This is a genomic window from Streptomyces mobaraensis (assembly GCF_020099395.1).
GTDB lineage: Bacteria > Actinomycetota > Actinomycetes > Streptomycetales > Streptomycetaceae > Streptomyces.
This window is the reverse complement of the sequence record NZ_CP083590.1, coordinates 575,975-590,936: the sequence shown is the minus strand read 5'-3', so window position 1 is coordinate 590,936 and position 14,962 is coordinate 575,975. Positions and strand designations below refer to the sequence as shown.

Here is a 14,962-nt window from a genome sequence, read left to right as displayed (position 1 = left end):
CCGAGACCCCGCCCGGCCGCCGCCCCGGCCTGTGAGCCCCGGTTTGTATGTCCCACCCGGGACCGAACCGGTCGTCCGCGACCCGGAGCCGGCGTCCGCCGCGTACGCCGCCCGGCACCCGGAAGACGCCGAAGCCGCTGTCTTCGCGGTCGGCGCGGGCCCCGGCGGCGGCAACGAACGCGAAATGCCGCGACGGCGGGGGGCGCGGGCCGCCCCCTTGGCGCCCCGGCCGGCCGCCTTGCCAGCGCGCCAGCCGGTCGCCTCGCCAGCGCCCCGGCCGATCGCCTCCCCGCCGTCCCAGCCGGTCGCCTCGCCAGCGCCCCGGCCGATCGCCTCCCCGCCGTCCCAGCCGGTCGCCTCGCCAGCGCCCCGGCCGATCGCCTCCCCGCCGTCCCAGCCGGTCGCCTCGCCAGCGCCCCGGCCGATCGCCTCCCCGCCGTCCCAGCCGGTCGCCTCGCCAGCGCCCCGGCCGATCGCCTCCCCGCCGTCCCAGCCGGTCGCCTCGCCAGCGCCCCGGCCGATCGCCTCCCCGCCGTCCCAGCCGGTCGCCTCGCCAGCGCCCCGGCCGATCGCCTCCCCGCCGTCCCAGCCGGTCGCCTCCCCGGCGCCCCGGCCGATCGCCTCCCCGCCGTCCCAGCCGGTCGCCTCCCCGGCGCCCCGGCCGATCGCCTCCCCGCCGTCCCAGCCGGCCGCCTCCCCGGCTCCCCAGCCGGCCGCCTCCCCGGCGCCCCAGTCGGCCGCCTCGCCGGCGCCCCAGTCAATTGCCTCCCCGGCGCCCGCCGGGCCGGCCGTCTCCCCGGCGTCCCAGCCGATCGCCTCCCCGGCTCCCCAGCCGGCCGCCTCCCCGCGCCCCCCGCCCGCTACCCTCCCGAGACGAGATCCCGCAGCGCGTCCTCCACCCCCCGGTGAAAGGTCGGATACGCGTAGATCATGTGCCGCAGCGTCTCCACCGGCACCTCCGCCTGGACCGCCACGGCCACCCCGTACAGCATCTCGCCGCCCGCCGGGCCGGCCGTCGTCGCTCCGACGAGGATCCCGCGGTCCGCGTCCTCGACCAGCTTGATCAGGCCCTGGTTGCCGGCCTTGTGGATCCAGCCGCGGGCCGAGGACGGCACCCGTGCCAGGCCGGTGCGCACCCGGAGGCCGCGGTCGCGTGCCTGACGCTCCGTCAGGCCGACGGCGCCGATCTCCGGGTCGGTGAAGGTGACGCGCGGCAGCGCCCGGTAGTCGGCGCCGGGCCCGGGCTCGCCCAGCACCTCACGGGCGACGATCTCCGCCTCGTACATGGCCACGTGCGTGAACGCGCCGTGGCCCGTCACGTCCCCCGCCGCCCAGAGCCCGTCCGCGGCCCGCATCCGGGCGTCCGTGCGCACCGACTTCGCCCCCGGGTCGAGGCCGACGTTCTCCAGGCCGAGGTCCCGCAGGTCCGCCCGGCGGCCGGTCGCCACCAGCAGCCGGTCGGCCGTCAGTTCCTCACCGCCTTCCAGGACGAGGGTGAACACACCGCCGTCGTGGCGGGCCGCCGTCGCCCGGGCGTCCGTCCGGACGGTCAGCCCCTCGGCCGCCAGCACCTCGGCGAGGAGGGCGGCGGCCTCCGGCTCCTCCGACGGGACGAGGGTGTCCATCGCCTCCACCACGGTGACGCGGGTCCCGAACCGGGCGTAGACCTGGGCGAGTTCGACGCCGATCGAGCCGCCGCCCAGCACCAGTAGCGACCCCGGGGGCTCGGTCGCGGCGATGGCGTCCCGGTTCGTCCAGTACGGGACGGCGTCCAGCCCGGGCACCGGCGGGATCTGCGGCTTCGTTCCGGTGGCGAGCACCACGCCGCGCGCGGCCTCGAAGACGCCGCCCTCCGGACCGTCCACGGTCACCGTGCGGGGGCCGGTGAGCCGCCCCCGGCCGCGGGCCAGCCGGCCGCCCTTGTCGCGGAACCGGTCGGCGGCCACCTGGTCGTTCCAGTCGTCGGTGGCCTCGTCGCGGATCCGCGCCGCGACCGGCGACCAGTCCGGCTCCACCCGTGCCGCGCCGGCCATCCCGGGGATCCGCCGGGCCTCGGCCAGCAGGCCGCCGGCCCGGATCATCATCTTGCTGGGCACACAGCCCCAGTACGGGCACTCGCCGCCGACGAGCTCCGCCTCCACCCCCACCACCCGCAGCCCGGCCTCCGCCAGCCGCCCCGCGACGTGCTCGCCGCCCGGGCCCATTCCGATGACGACGACGTCCACTTCTTCGGCCATGCCACCGCACTCCGCTTCCTTGTGGGTTTTCGACGCGTCCGCCCACCCTGCCAGCGCCCGGGGCGCCCGTCACGGTTGACGCGCGCCGGGCGTACGGTCGGGTGGCGGACGCCCGGGCGAAGGAGAGGAAGGCACGTGGGACAGGACCGTTTCGTCGTGGTGACCGGGGGACCCGGCGCGGGCAAGAGCACCCTGATCGACGCCCTGGAGGCGGCCGGCCACCACCGCTCGTGGGAGGCCGGACGCGGCGTCATCCGGGACCAGACGGCCATCGGCGGCCGGGCCCTGCCCTGGACGGACCCCGAGCTGTTCGCCGAGCTGATGCTCTGCTGGGAACTGCGCTCCTACCACGCCGCGGCGGAGCGGCCCGGGACCGTCTTCTTCGACCGCGGCCTTCCCGACATCATCGGCTACCTGCGGCTGGAGGGCCGCCCGGTGCCCCCGCACGTACGGGCCGCCGCCGAGCGGTTCCGGTACCACCGCCGGGTGTTCACCGCCCCGCCCTGGCCGGAGATCTACGCTCGGGACACCGAGCGCCGGCAGTCCTACGAGGAGGCCGTGCGCACCCACGAGGCGGTGACGGCCGCCTACGCGGAGCTCGGCTACGAGGCCGTGGAACTGCCCCGGGCATCCGTGGGCGAGCGGGTCCGGTTCGTCACCGGGCGGGTCCCGGAGGGTGCCGGGGACGTGTGACCGGTTCTGCCCTTGGGGGTTTTGTGAAGGACGTGCAGAATTCCCGACCGTACCGCCATGCGTCTCGCATCACGTCGCATCACGTCACGTCGTGGCACGTCGGTTTCACGCCTGTGAGGAGAAGTCATGCGCTCGGTGACCGCACGTCCGGTAAAACTGGTGCTCGCCCTCGGTGCCGCGGCCCTCGCCGCGGCCGGTGCGCTCACGGCCCCCGCGGCGGCGGCCCCGCCCGCCCCCGACTCCAACGGCAAGGCCATGACCTGGACCCTGCTCGCCGACGGGCCCAGCGGCACCGTCCAGGTCGGCGGCGGCCCCCTGAGCAACCCCTACCAGGGCGACACCGCCACGACCACGGCGCTGCCGCTGCTCTGCCTCAAGGTCGACGGCCGCCCCGTCCCCGCGGGCATCACCCCCGGCTTCTACGCCGGCTGGGCGCGCGGCACGGTCGCGGCCACCGCCCCGATCCGCGGCAGCCGGCTGTCGAGCCGTGCCGTCGCCGACGGCGTCTGCGCCAACAACTTCGGGGCCGGCTGGCGCATGGCCGAGTTCCACGACGGAAGATACGGGACCAACCTGGAGAGTTCGGGTGGCTGGAGCTTCTGGGCCGACGGCGACGTGCCCGCCGGCACCCGCTTCTGGACGGCGATCAACGACCAGCCGGCCAACCCCTGGAACTGACCGGCCCGAGGGCGGCCGCGCTCAGCCCGGGGTGACGAACCCCGACTCGTACGCCGCGATCACGGCCTGCGTGCGGTCCCGCGCCCCCAACTTCGCGAGCACCGCGCTGACATGGGTCTTCACCGTCTCCGTGCCCAGTACCAGGTGCTCGGCTATCTCGGTGTTGGACAGCCCGCGGGCCATCAGCCGCAGCACGTCCGTCTCCCGGCCCGTCAGCGCGGCCCGCTCCAGGGCCGCGCGGGCACCGGGGTTGCCGTGCTCGGCGGCCAGCCGCCGCAGGGCGGCGGGGAACAGGAGGGAGGAACCCGAGGCGACCAGCCGGACCGCGTGCACGATCTCGGCCGGGTGCGCCCGCTTCAGCAGGAACCCGTCGGCGCCCGCGCGCAGCGCCTCGTACACGTACTCGTCGTTCTCGAACGTCGTGACCACCAGGATCTTCGGCGGCTCGGGAAACGCGGCCAGCACCGCGCGGGTGGCCTCGATGCCGTCCATCAGCGGCATCCGGACGTCCATCGCCACCACGTCCGGGCGCAGTTGCCGCACCAGCGGCAGGACGGCGGCGCCGTCGGCGGCCTCGCCCGTCACCTCGATGTCGGGCTGCGCGTCGAGGATGGCGCGCAGCCCGGCGCGGACCAGGGGTTCGTCGTCGACCAGGAGGACGGAGAGCGGCATGGCGGCAGCCTAAGCGGTCGGCAGCCGGGCGCTGACCCGCCAGCCGTCCTCGTACGGTCCGGTCTCCGCCCGCCCGCCGAGCAGCGCGGCGCGCTCGCGGATGCCGCGCAGCCCGCTGCCCCGGCGCGGGGCGGCGGCCGGCCGCGGGCCGGGCAGCGGATTGCGGACGTCCAGCTCGACGGCGTCCCCGGTGACGGCGATCCGGACGGTGACGGGCACCGGCCCGGCGTGCCGCAGCACGTTGGTGAGTGCCTCCTGGACGATGCGGTAGCCCTCCCGGGAGACCGGCCCCGGCACGGCCTCCAGCGGCCCGGTGAGCTCGGCCGTGACCTCCGCGCCGGAGCCGTCGGCCGCGTCCAGCAGCCGCCGCGCGTCGGCAAGGGTGGGGCGGCCCGCCGGGTCCTGGGCGCCCTCGCGCAGCACCTTCAGCACCCGTTCCAGATCCTCCAGGGCGTGCCGTCCCGTCTCCTCGATCGCGGCCAGCGCGCGCTCGGTGAACTCCGGCGACCCCGCCGCCCGGGCCGCGCCCGCCTGCACCACCGCCGTGGTGAGCGCGTGGCCGATCGAGTCGTGCAGCTCGCGGGCCAGCCGGTTGTGCTCCAACAGCCGTTCCGCGCGCTCCTCCAGGGCCGCGATCCGCTCGGCCGCCGACGGCGCGAGCAGCCACCGGGCCGCCGCGGCGGTCAGCTTGCCGGCCCCCACGACCAGGGCCGCGAGGGCGACCAGCGGCACCGGCGCCAGCAGGGCGTACGCCCGCTCCCGGTGGACGGCCAGGTCCACCGCCGCCGTCGGCAGCCACACCGAGGCGGCCAGCGTCACGGTGCCCAACTGCACCCGCAGCACCAGCCAGCCGACGGTCCGCCACCGGTCCGCCCAGCACGCGGCCGGCGCGGTGGCGATGGCCGCGGCCTCCGACCGGTCCCGGCCGGGCAACCGCGGGCCGGGGACGAGCATCAGCCTCGCCTGCACGCCCTCGGCCACCCGCACCGCCGGCACCAGACCGAGTACCACGAGCGGCGGGACGGTCGCGAGGGACCCGAGCAGCAGCGCGGACCGCCCGCCGTCGCCCCCGGGGTAGACGAACATGCACACCATCGCGAACAGGCCGCCCACCACGAGGTGCAGCCAGCGGGTGCAGGTGACGGCGCGGGTCAGGGGGCGGAACAGCCGGTGAAGCGGGTGCATGGAGATCATCCTGGCAGCGGACCGGAGGAGCGGCCTCCCCCGGGCGGGGGAGATCGTTTCCCCTGGCGGGGGAAGCGCCGCCCCCGGCCGGTCGGCGAGCGTGGAGCCATGACCTCGATCGACATCAGGGACCTCGTCAAGGAGTACGGCACCGTCCGGGCCCTCGCCGGGCTCACCATGAGCGTCCGGCCCGGCCGCGTCACCGGCTTCCTCGGCCCCAACGGCGCCGGCAAGTCCACCACCCTGCGCATCGTCCTCGGCCTGGACCGGGCGACGTCCGGCACGGCGACCGTCGGCGGCCGGCCGTACGCCCTGCGGGACCGTCCGCTGCGGCACGTCGGCGCCCTGCTGGACGCGACCGCCGCCCACCCCGCCCGTACCGCCCGCGGCCACCTGCTGGCCCTCGCCCACAGCAACCGCATCCCCCGCGAGCGGGTCACCGCCGTCCTGGAGGAGACCGGCCTCGCGGCGGTGGCCCGGCGACGCGTCCGCACCTTCTCGCTCGGCATGCGGCAGCGGCTCGGCATCGCCGCCGCGCTGCTCGGCGATCCGCCGGTGCTGATCCTGGACGAGCCCACCAACGGCCTGGACCCGGAGGGCATCGTCTGGCTGCGCGACCTGGCCCGCCGGCTGGCCGGCGAGGGCCGGACCGTCCTGGTCTCCAGCCACCTGATGGGCGAGGTCGCCGCCACCGCCGACCACGTGATCGTCCTCGGCCGGGGCCGGCTGCTCGCCGACAGCCCGATGGACGCCTTCCTCGCCGAACACACCCCGCCCCGGGTACGCGTCCGCACCACCGAGGGCGAACGGCTGCGCACGGCGCTCGCCGACGGCGGACTGCTCGCGGTACCGGACGGCGACGGCCGGTGGACGGTGGACGGTACGGAGGCGGCTCATGTCGGCGCCCTCGCCGCCCGGTCCGGCGTCCCGATCCTCGAACTCGCCGACGAACGCGCCTCCCTGGAGGACGTCTACCTCCGGCTCACCGCCGACGACGCCGAGTTCGCGACCACCACGACGACCACCCGAGGAGCCCGGGCATGAACCCCTCCGCCGTCCCCCTGCGGTCCGCCTTCACCGCCGCCGCCCGCGCCGAGTGGGCCAAGACCGCCTCCGTCCGGGGCCTGGTCGCCGCGCTCGCCGCCACCGTCGTCAGCACGATCGCCCTGGGCGCGGTGGCCTGCGCGGTCGCCGGGGACGCCACCGGCGAGAGCGACTTCGACCCGATCCGCTTCTCGTTCTTCGGCGTCGGCTTCGGGCAGATCACGGCGATCTGCTTCGGCGCCCTGGCCATGGCGGGGGAGTACACCCACGGCTCCATCCGCGTCTCGCTCGCCGCCGTGCCGCGCCGCGGCGTCTTCTACACGGCCAAGCTCGGCGTCGTCACCGGTCTGACGCTGGCGGCGGGGCTGATCGCCGGGTTCGGCGCGCTGTTCGTGGGACAGCCGCTGCTGGGGGACGCCGGGGTGGGCGCCGGTGCCCCGGGCGCCCTGCGGGCCGCCGTCGGCTGCGGCCTCCACCTGGCGCTGCTCGCCCTGCTGGCCGCGGGCGCGGCGGCCGTCCTGCGCAGCCCGGTGGGGACGCTGGGGCTGCTGGTTCCGCTGGTCTGCCTGCTCTCGCCGGTCCTGGGCCCCGACGCGCTGGGCGGCGCGGGGCAGTTCCTGCCCGACCGGGCGGGCCAGCAGATGATGTCCGCCGATCCGGACGGTGCGCTGGGCGCCTGGAGCGGGCTCGGCGTCGCGGCCCTGTGGGCCGTCGCCGCGGCGGCGGCGGGCTGGTGGGCGCTGCGCCGCCGGGACGCGTGAGCGGGGGCGGCGCCCGGGGGCGCGGACCAACGGGCCCGCGCCCCGGCGCGTTGATGCGGCGTGCGTGGATCGGCACCGCCGGTACGGTCAGGCCGCTGGGAAGACGAAGACACCCTTCTCGACGGAGACCGCGCCGTGCCCGTCGGCGCCGAAGACCGGAACCTGGTCGTTGTCGAGCTTCTTCGCCAGGACCTTCTTCGTCTTCACGTCGACGGCGATCGGGTCCCAATACCCCTGCGTCCCCCGGTTGGTGTAGCCGTAGACGACGCCGTCGCCGGCGGTCAGCGGAGAGAAGTCGTTCTCGTCCGGCCCCTGCGCCCAGAGCCGCTTGCCGCTCTTGAGGTCCCAGGCGGTGGCCAGCCAGGGCTTCCCCATACCGGGCTGGCCGGAGGTGACGAGCGTGCCGGTCGACGCCTCGTAGGTGACCTCGAAGGTGGGGTCGGTGAGCGGGTTCCCGAAGTCGGTCCGGGAGCCGGGGGCCTCCGCCTCGACGACCGGGCCGGTGGCCAGCAGCCGCCCGGTCCTGACGTCGTTCACCGACATCACCCAGGGCTCGGTCCCGGCGTGCTCGTCGCCCTTGGTCTGCCAGGCCAGGACGATCCGGTCGCCGACCACCGTCACCGGTATGACGTTGACGGCGTGGGACTTGTCCTCCGGGAGGGCCTGCGACGGCCGGCCGGCCTCACTGGTCGTCCACGCCTTCTTGCCCGTCGCCAGGTCGGTGACCACCAGGCGCTTGGGGTGGTTGAACATGCCGCGCTCCACCTCCTCGTACGAGAAGGCGTGGTCCCCGGCGAACGTCCGCTCCTCCGGCGCGTACCGGTACAGGTCCTGGGAGCGGACGGGGCCGTGCGTCCCCTGGAGGTCGCCGGGCGTCTCCAGCTTGTTCGCCGCCCCGCCCCCGGCCCGCGCGACGGTGCCGTCCTTGGCCAGCCAGCCGTCCGAGAAGTGGGTCGCGTTCCCCTGCGGGGCGCTGCCGAGCTTGCCGCCCCGGCCGTCGTAGACCTCTTCGACGGAGGTGCTCTTGTCGGAGGTCATGCCGTCGGACGGGGTCGTGCTCGTCACGCGCACGCGCAGCGCCGGGGCGCCGTGCCAGGTGTCGGCCGTCACCTTGGCGTCGCCGAACTTCAGGGTCTTGCGGACGGCGCCGTCGCGCGCGTCGCGGAACTCGACGGTCTTGGGGCCCTCCCGCAGCGCGGGCCCCTTGTCGTTCGCCGTCTTCTCCGCGCCGGGCGCGGTCACCACGGCGAAGGCGTCGCCGACCGCGAACACCGCCGTGCCGCCGGGCGCCGCCGGCACGGTCCAGGCCGGCTTCGCCGCCAGGCCCGGCAGCGCGGCGCCCTCCCAGGCGAGACGGGCCGTTTTCTTCGCCGGGCCGTCGTCCTTCCCCGAACCCGAACCCGAACCGGAGTCCGAGCCACAGGCGGTGAGCCCGGCGAGGAGCGCCACGGCCACGGCGGCCGGGACGAGGACGGTGCGCGCGGTGGAAGCCACGAGAATCCCCCAAGGTCGTGCTGTCTGATCGGGAGATCCTATGACGCGCCGCATCACGCTTCTCTCAGGTACCTGCCATCACACCGGTAACTTCCCTCTCGGTGGGCTCAGCGCGCGGTGTCCAGCACCACCCGGGCGACCAGGGCCGGGTCGTCGTTCATCGGAACGTGCCCGCAGCCCGGCAGCCGGACCAGCCGGGCGCCGGGGATCACCTGCGCGGCGCGGATCCCCTGCCGGCGCGGCAGTACCCGGTCGCGGGTGCCCCAGGCGATGGTGACCGGCAGGTCCGGCAGTTCGTGGGCGAACAGCACGGAGCGTCCGGCGGCGAGGGTGGCCTCGAATCCCACGGCGTCCCGCAGCGCGCTCGCCTCCGCGACCACGGCGTCGACCGGGCGCCGGCCGGGGCGGGCGTAGACCAGGCTGACCAGCGCGGCCCGGCCGGCGGGGGTGGCGGCGAGCCCGGCCAGCCGCTCGGGCGGCAGCCGGCGGGCGCCGTTGCGCAGGCCGCGCAGGACGGTGAAGGCGTAACGGCGCTCGGACTCCGTCCAGAACCCGGCGGGGGAGAGGGCGGTGACGGTCCGTACCAGCTTCTCGTGGCCCAGTTGCAGGGCGATCAGACCGCCCAGGGAGTTGCCCGCCACGTGCGGCCGGTCCAGGCCGAGTTCCTCGAAGAACGCGCGGAGGACGGCGGCCGTGCTCGGCAGGTCGTACGGCACCGCCGCCGGCAGGGCGGGGGAGCGGCCGAAGCCGGGCAGGTCCACGGCGACGACGTCGTGTTCCGTGGCGAGTATGTCGAACACCGGGTCCCACGCCTGGAGATGGTGGCCGATGCCGTGCAGCAGGACGAGCGGGTCGCCTTCGCCGGCCCGCCGGTAGACCACCTCGGCCGGGTGCGGCCCGGAGGGGGTGTCGAGGGAGAACGTCGCGGTCTGCAAGGTGTCACCCATGAGTCGGCTCCTGCTGATCCTCGGGGGGTCTTGTAGACAGGATGTCAGCAATGGTTACCGCCGGGTAGACCCGTGACGTGACCCTTGCGCACGCGACTTCAAGGGCCGGCCGGCCCGGCGCTCGCGACTCGCGGCGTGCGCCTCCGCGCGCCGCTCACCCCGCTTCCCCCGGGGCGTCGGCGACGGTTGGTGACCGTGCTCCTGCGCGAGAGGGGGCGGGCGCGAACCGACGGTCACCGAGGGTGTCGAAAAGTCCGTACCACCTCGATGGATGCGGCGCATTGGTCTTGACCAAGTGCGCACACCGTCCTATGGTCACAGGCATACTGCAACAACCTTTAATAAAGAAGCGCGCGAAAAGCCTTTGCGGAGGATGAGGGTGGGGACGACGCAGCTGGAGACGGCGCCCGAGCCGAAGTACTGGCATCTGAAAACGGTGTTGAGCGACGCGCTCGACTCGGAGTTCGCGGTGGGGGAGATCCTGCCCAACGAGCGTGAACTCGCCGCCCGTTTCGGGGTCGCGCGCGCCACGCTCCGCCAGGCGCTCGAACAACTGGAGCTGGAGGGCCGCCTCCAGCGCCGCCGCGGCGTCGGCACCACGGTCGCCCCGCCGCGCGTGGGCGTCGCCGTAGCCGACGCCGAACACGCCTGGCCCGGCACCACCGAGGACGACTGGCAGCCGGTGGACAGCACCCAGGACGCCCCGCCCGCCGCCGTCGCGCTGCTCCTGGGCACCGGACGCGACGAGGCCGCGCACATCGTCCGCCGCACCCGCAGCAGCCACGGCCGGCCCGTCGCCACCGAGCTCCTCTACGTGCCCGCCCCCGCCCTCCCCGGCCTCGACATCCCCGAGACCGCCCCCGGCCCGGCCCGCGCCCGCGCCGTCCTCCGGGCCCTCCACCGGCTTCCTCTGGAGGGGCAGGACCGCGCGGTGGAACTCGGCTCCGCCCGCGCCGATGACGCCAAACAGCTCGACCGGCTGCCCGGCGCACCCGTCCTCCTCGTCACCACCCGCTACTTCGCGGAGGGCCGCACGGCGGCGGTGGCGGTCGCCACGTACCGGGCTGATACGTGCCGGCTCACGTTCGGGGACGGCGATCCGGTGGGGCTGCTCGCGAGCTGAGCGCAAAGCGCGCTGCGCGCGCTGTCCTCAAATGCCGGACGGGCTGACTTTCAGCCCGTCCGGCATTTGAGGACGAGCGGCGAAGCCGCGAAAAGGGGGTCTGGGGCGCAGCCCCAGGAAACGGCGAAAGGGCGGGACCGGGGCCACTCACCCCGTCGTAACCGGCCGCTCCACCGCGAAAAGCTCGCCCTCCACATGGTCCAGCGCCAAGCGCAAAGCCCCCGTGGCCACCGCCGAGTCACCCAGCAGTGAGAGAGCCACCCGAGGCGGCCGCAGGCAGTAGCGCGCCAGCTCTGTGCGGAGCGGATCGAGGATGCCGCCGATGCCGGCGGCCCAGCCGCCGACCACGACCAGCTCGGGGTCGAGGGCCAGGACCAGCGCGGCCACGTCGTGGACCAGGCGGCGCAGGTAGCGGTCGACGGCGGCCCGCGCCCGTTCGTCGCCTTCTCGCGCAAGGGCGAACACCCGGACGACCTGGGCCTCGTCCAGCGGGTGGAGCGGCTCGTCGGTCGGTGACAGGACCTCTTCCGGTGTTGCCTCGCGGCCCAGCAGGTGCAGGGCGCCGATCTCGCCGGCCGCGCCCCCGAATCCGCGGTGCAGCCGTCCGCCGATCAGCGAGCCGGCGCCGGGGCTCAGGCCCGCCAGGACGAAGACGACGTCGTCGACCTCGCGTGCCGCGCCCTTCCAGTGCTCGGCGACGGCCGCGGCGTTGGCGTCGTTCTCGACGAGGACCGGGCAGCGGAACGACCGCCGCAGCCGTTCGCCGAGCGGCAGTCCCGTCCACTCCGGCAGTGCCGTGCCCAGCCGGACCGTCCCGTCGGCCTCCACGATGCCCGGGCTGGCCACGCCCACCGCCCGGAGGGCGCCGCGCGGCACGTCCGCGCGCCGCAGCAGGTCGGCGACGGTCGCCCGGACCCGTTCGAGCCGTTCGTCCGCCGACGCGGTCTCCGTCACCTCGGCCGCCGCGGAGCCGGTGACCCGGCCGCTCAGGTCGGACAGCAGGGCCGCCACCCGGTGCGGTCCGATCTCGACGCCGAGCAGATGTCCGGCCTCCGCCCGGAAGCGGTACCGCCGGGCGGGCCGCCCCTGGCGGCGTGCCGCGCCCTCCTCGGCGGACGCCTCGGCGACCAGGCCGGAGTCGATCAGCCCCTCGACCACGCCCTCGACGGTGGGCCGGGACAGCCCGGTGGCCTTGACCAGGTCGGTGAGGGTGGGGGGCGAGGACGGCGCGGCGGCCCGGAGCGCGTGCAGGACCACGGCCGAATTGATCCGCCGCAGCAGGGACGGGTCCCCACCGGTGAGCCGCCCCAACGTCGCCGCCTCCCTGCCCTCGAACTCTCGCGCGTCCGCGCCTTTTGCGTCCTCTTTGCCGCCACCGGATCGTAGCCGGTGGGCGCGGGGGCGGCGAGGGCCGGTGCGCCCGGCCGTGCTCCACCCGGGCAGCTTTGACGGCGGTTCACGGTGGCGTGCGCCCGGCCGCCCCGGACCGCGCCCGCACAGTTGAGGCACCCAGGACCAGCGACCGGCACAGGAGGCCAAGCGCGTGAGCGATGTGCTGCGAGAGAAGTACGAACACCGGTTCCGCCAGCTCGACGTGGACGGTGACGGGTTCGTCAGCCAGGACGACGTCCGGGGCCGGGCCCGGCAGCTGGCCGACGCGCTCGGCGTGCCGGCGCACGACCCGCTGACCCGGGCGGCCGAGGACGCGGCCGACGTCTACTGGAAGGGCGTCGTCTCGCACACCCCCGACGGCGGCGCCCGGCGCGTGGACCTGCCGGCGTTCGTCGCCGCGCTGGAGGCCGCGCGGGAGGACGGGACGCTGCGGTCGATGGTGAAGCCGACGGTCCGCGCGCACCTGGCCGTCGCCGACCAGGACGGTGACGGCGTCGTCGACGCCGGGGAGTTCGCCGCCGCCCAGCAGGCGCTGGGCATTCCCGAGGACCGGGCGCTCGCCGCGTTCACCGCGCTGGACGTGGACGGCGACGGGAGGCTGACCCTGGCCGAGTGGGAGAACGCCGTCTGGGACTTCTATACGGGTACGGATCCCGACGGCCTCGGTGCGCGGGTCCTCGGGCACGCCTGAATCCGGTGCTTCCGGTGCTCCCGGTCAGGGGTTCTCCGCGAAGGCCGCCTCCCGCAGCCGTCCGAACTCCTCCGCCATCGTCGCGAGCGACCAGTGGGCGTTGAGGCCGCTGGGGTTGGGCAGTGCCCAGACCCGGGTGGCGCCTATGGTGCGCTCCTGCGGGCCTATCCGGGCCTTCTTGTCGCCGAAGGCCGTCCGGTAGGCCGTCACCCCGGCGACCGCCAGCCAGCGCGGCCGCAGCCGCTCGACCTTCTCCACGAGCAGCCGGCCGCCCTCGCGGAACTCCTCGTCGCCCAGCTCGTCCGCCCGCGCCGTGGCCCGCGCCACCACGTTGGTGATGCCCAGCCCGTACTGCGGCAGCAGGTGCTGCTCGGACGGGTGGAGGCGGCGCGGGGTGAAGCCGGAGGCGTACAGCACCGGCCAGAACCGGTTGCCGGGGCGGGCGAAGTGGTGGCCGGTGGCGGCGGACATCAGCCCGGGGTTGATGCCGCAGAACAGCACGTTGAGGCCGGCCGCGACCACGTCGGGGACGAGGAGGTCGCGGGCGGCTTCGAGTTCCTCAGGAGTCGGTCGGGCCATGCGTCACAGGATGGCACCCGGCGCGTACGCCGCGGCCTCCGGGCGGGCCTTGACGATCTCCTCGACGCGGGCGGCCACGGAGGCGACCTGGTCGGCGGCGGCGCCGGAGAAGGAGAGCTTGTCCGCCATGAGCTCGTCGAGCGCGGCCCGGTCCAGCGGGATCCGCTCGTCGGCCGCCAGCTTGTCCAGCAGCTCGTTGCGCTCGGCGCCCTGCTCGCGCATGGCCAGCGCGGAGGCGACGGCGTGCTCCTTGATGGCCTCGTGCGCGACCTCGCGGCCGACACCGGCGCGGACCGCGCCCATCAGCACCTTGGTGGTGGCCAGGAACGGCAGGTAGCGGTCCAGTTCGCGGGCGACGACGGCCGGGAACGCGCCGAACTCGTCGAGGACGGTGAGGAAGGTCTCCAGCAGGCCGTCGAGCGCGAAGAACGCGTCCGGCAGCGCGACGCGGCGCACGACCGAGCAGGAGACGTCGCCCTCGTTCCACTGGTCGCCCGCCAGCTCGCCGGTCATCGAGGCGTAGCCGCGCAGGATGACCATCAGGCCGTTGACGCGCTCGCAGGAGCGGGTGTTCATCTTGTGCGGCATGGCGGACGAGCCGACCTGGCCGGGCTTGAAGCCCTCGGTGACCAGCTCGTGCCCGGCCATCAGCCGGATCGTCTTGGCGAGCGAGGACGGCGCGGCGGCGAGCTGCACCAGCGCGGTGACCACGTCGTAGTCCAGCGACCGCGGGTAGACCTGGCCGACGGAGGTGAAGGCGGTGCCGAAGCCGAGGTGCGCGGCGATCCGCCCCTCCAGCTCGGCCAGCTTGGCGGCGTCGCCGCCGAGCAGGTCCAGCATGTCCTGGGCGGTGCCGACCGGGCCCTTGATCCCGCGCAGCGGGTAGCGGGCCAGCAGGTCCTCGACCCGGCCGTACGCGACGAGCAGCTCGTCGGCGGCGGTCGCGAAGCGCTTGCCGAGGGTGGTGGCCTGGGCGGCGACGTTGTGCGAGCGGCCCGCCATGACCAGCTCGGCGTGGTCGGCGGCCAGCTTCGCCAGCCGGGCCAGGACGGCGACCGTGCGGTCGCGGACCAGCTCCAGCGAGAGCCGGATCTGCAGCTGCTCGACGTTCTCGGTGAGGTCGCGCGAGGTCATGCCCTTGTGGACGTGCTCGTGGCCGGCGAGGGCGTTGAACTCCTCGATGCGGGCCTTGACGTCGTGCCGGGTGACCTTCTCGCGCTCGGCGATCGACGCGAGGTCGACCTGCTCCAGCCCCCGCTCGTAGTCGGCGAGCGCGGCGTCCGGCACCTCGATCCCCAGGTCCTTCTGGGCGCGGAGCACGGCGAGCCACAGCCGGCGCTCCAGGGTCACCTTGTACTCGGGGGACCACAGGACGGCGAGCTCGGCGGAGGCGTAGCGGCCGGCGAGCACGTTGGGGATGCGGGGCTTCGAAGACACAGGAGCAGTCACGTGACGTAAGTCTACTG

14 protein-coding genes are annotated in these 14,962 nt (G+C 75.2%); 6 read left to right on the top strand and 8 right to left on the bottom strand.

Annotated elements, in window-relative coordinates:
- Positions 1–860 precede the first annotated feature (860 nt).
- Positions 861–2,237: a dihydrolipoyl dehydrogenase family protein gene (locus K7I03_RS02300; RefSeq protein WP_185942944.1), complete on the bottom strand. Its 1,377-nt coding sequence runs from the start codon at positions 2,235–2,237 to the stop codon at positions 861–863.
- A gap of 135 nt (positions 2,238–2,372) precedes the next feature.
- Here K7I03_RS02300 and K7I03_RS02295 point away from each other — a divergent pair, with 135 nt between their 5' ends.
- The gene (locus K7I03_RS02295; protein WP_185942945.1) at positions 2,373–2,930 is read left to right on the top strand and encodes an AAA family ATPase; all 558 of its coding nucleotides are present in this window, start codon (positions 2,373–2,375) and stop codon (positions 2,928–2,930) included.
- Positions 2,931–3,056: 126 nt separating this feature from the next.
- The gene (locus tag K7I03_RS02290) at positions 3,057–3,608 is read left to right on the top strand and encodes a hypothetical protein (protein WP_221902996.1); all 552 of its coding nucleotides are present in this window, start codon (positions 3,057–3,059) and stop codon (positions 3,606–3,608) included.
- A gap of 21 nt (positions 3,609–3,629) precedes the next feature.
- Here K7I03_RS02290 and K7I03_RS02285 read toward each other — a convergent pair whose 3' ends face one another.
- On the bottom strand, positions 3,630–4,280 hold the full coding sequence (locus tag K7I03_RS02285; protein WP_185942947.1) for a response regulator transcription factor: 651 nt from the start codon (positions 4,278–4,280) through the stop codon (positions 3,630–3,632).
- Positions 4,281–4,289: 9 nt separating this feature from the next.
- Entirely contained in the window at positions 4,290–5,465 is a 1,176-nt protein-coding gene (locus K7I03_RS02280; protein ID WP_185942948.1) for a sensor histidine kinase, read from the bottom strand.
- Between the two features lie 108 nt (positions 5,466–5,573).
- On the opposite strand from K7I03_RS02280, the gene K7I03_RS02275 reads away from it, so the two are divergent.
- A complete protein-coding gene (locus tag K7I03_RS02275) occupies positions 5,574–6,509 on the top strand; it encodes an ATP-binding cassette domain-containing protein (protein ID WP_185942949.1) in 936 nt (311 codons plus the stop codon).
- Positions 6,506–7,270, top strand: coding sequence for an ABC transporter permease (locus tag K7I03_RS02270; protein ID WP_185942950.1), 765 nt, complete (start codon positions 6,506–6,508; stop codon positions 7,268–7,270). Before K7I03_RS02275 ends, K7I03_RS02270 begins: the two co-directional genes overlap by 4 nt.
- Positions 7,271–7,357: 87 nt before the next feature.
- On the opposite strand, the gene K7I03_RS02265 is transcribed toward K7I03_RS02270, so the two are convergent.
- Together K7I03_RS02265 and K7I03_RS02260 are read right to left on the bottom strand one after the other, a co-directional pair.
- Positions 7,358–8,764 carry a PQQ-binding-like beta-propeller repeat protein gene (locus K7I03_RS02265; RefSeq protein ID WP_185942951.1) on the bottom strand — a complete coding sequence of 469 codons (1,407 nt, stop codon included), beginning with the start codon at positions 8,762–8,764 and terminating at the stop codon, positions 7,358–7,360.
- Positions 8,765–8,871: 107 nt separating this feature from the next.
- Positions 8,872–9,711, bottom strand: coding sequence for an alpha/beta fold hydrolase (locus K7I03_RS02260; protein ID WP_185942952.1), 840 nt, complete (start codon positions 9,709–9,711; stop codon positions 8,872–8,874).
- A 379-nt stretch (positions 9,712–10,090) separates the two neighbouring features.
- Between K7I03_RS02260 and K7I03_RS02255 the strand changes: the two genes are divergently transcribed.
- Complete coding sequence (locus K7I03_RS02255; protein ID WP_185942953.1) at positions 10,091–10,834, top strand: GntR family transcriptional regulator; 744 nt, start codon at positions 10,091–10,093, stop codon at positions 10,832–10,834.
- A 147-nt stretch (positions 10,835–10,981) separates the two neighbouring features.
- On the opposite strand, the gene K7I03_RS02250 is transcribed toward K7I03_RS02255, so the two are convergent.
- Positions 10,982–12,145 carry an ROK family protein gene (locus K7I03_RS02250; protein ID WP_185942954.1) on the bottom strand — a complete coding sequence of 388 codons (1,164 nt, stop codon included), beginning with the start codon at positions 12,143–12,145 and terminating at the stop codon, positions 10,982–10,984.
- A 232-nt stretch (positions 12,146–12,377) separates the two neighbouring features.
- Here K7I03_RS02250 and K7I03_RS02245 point away from each other — a divergent pair, with 232 nt between their 5' ends.
- A complete protein-coding gene (locus K7I03_RS02245) occupies positions 12,378–12,917 on the top strand; it encodes an EF-hand domain-containing protein (RefSeq protein ID WP_185942955.1) in 540 nt (179 codons plus the stop codon).
- A 24-nt stretch (positions 12,918–12,941) separates the two neighbouring features.
- Here K7I03_RS02245 and mug read toward each other — a convergent pair whose 3' ends face one another.
- Positions 12,942–13,496 (bottom strand): G/U mismatch-specific DNA glycosylase, encoded by a 555-nt coding sequence (gene mug, locus K7I03_RS02240; RefSeq protein WP_185942956.1) that lies wholly within the window; start codon positions 13,494–13,496, stop codon positions 12,942–12,944.
- 3 nt (positions 13,497–13,499) lie between these two features.
- Positions 13,500–14,933: an adenylosuccinate lyase gene (gene purB, locus K7I03_RS02235; RefSeq protein WP_185942991.1), complete on the bottom strand. Its 1,434-nt coding sequence runs from the start codon at positions 14,931–14,933 to the stop codon at positions 13,500–13,502.
- Positions 14,934–14,962 lie beyond the last annotated feature (29 nt).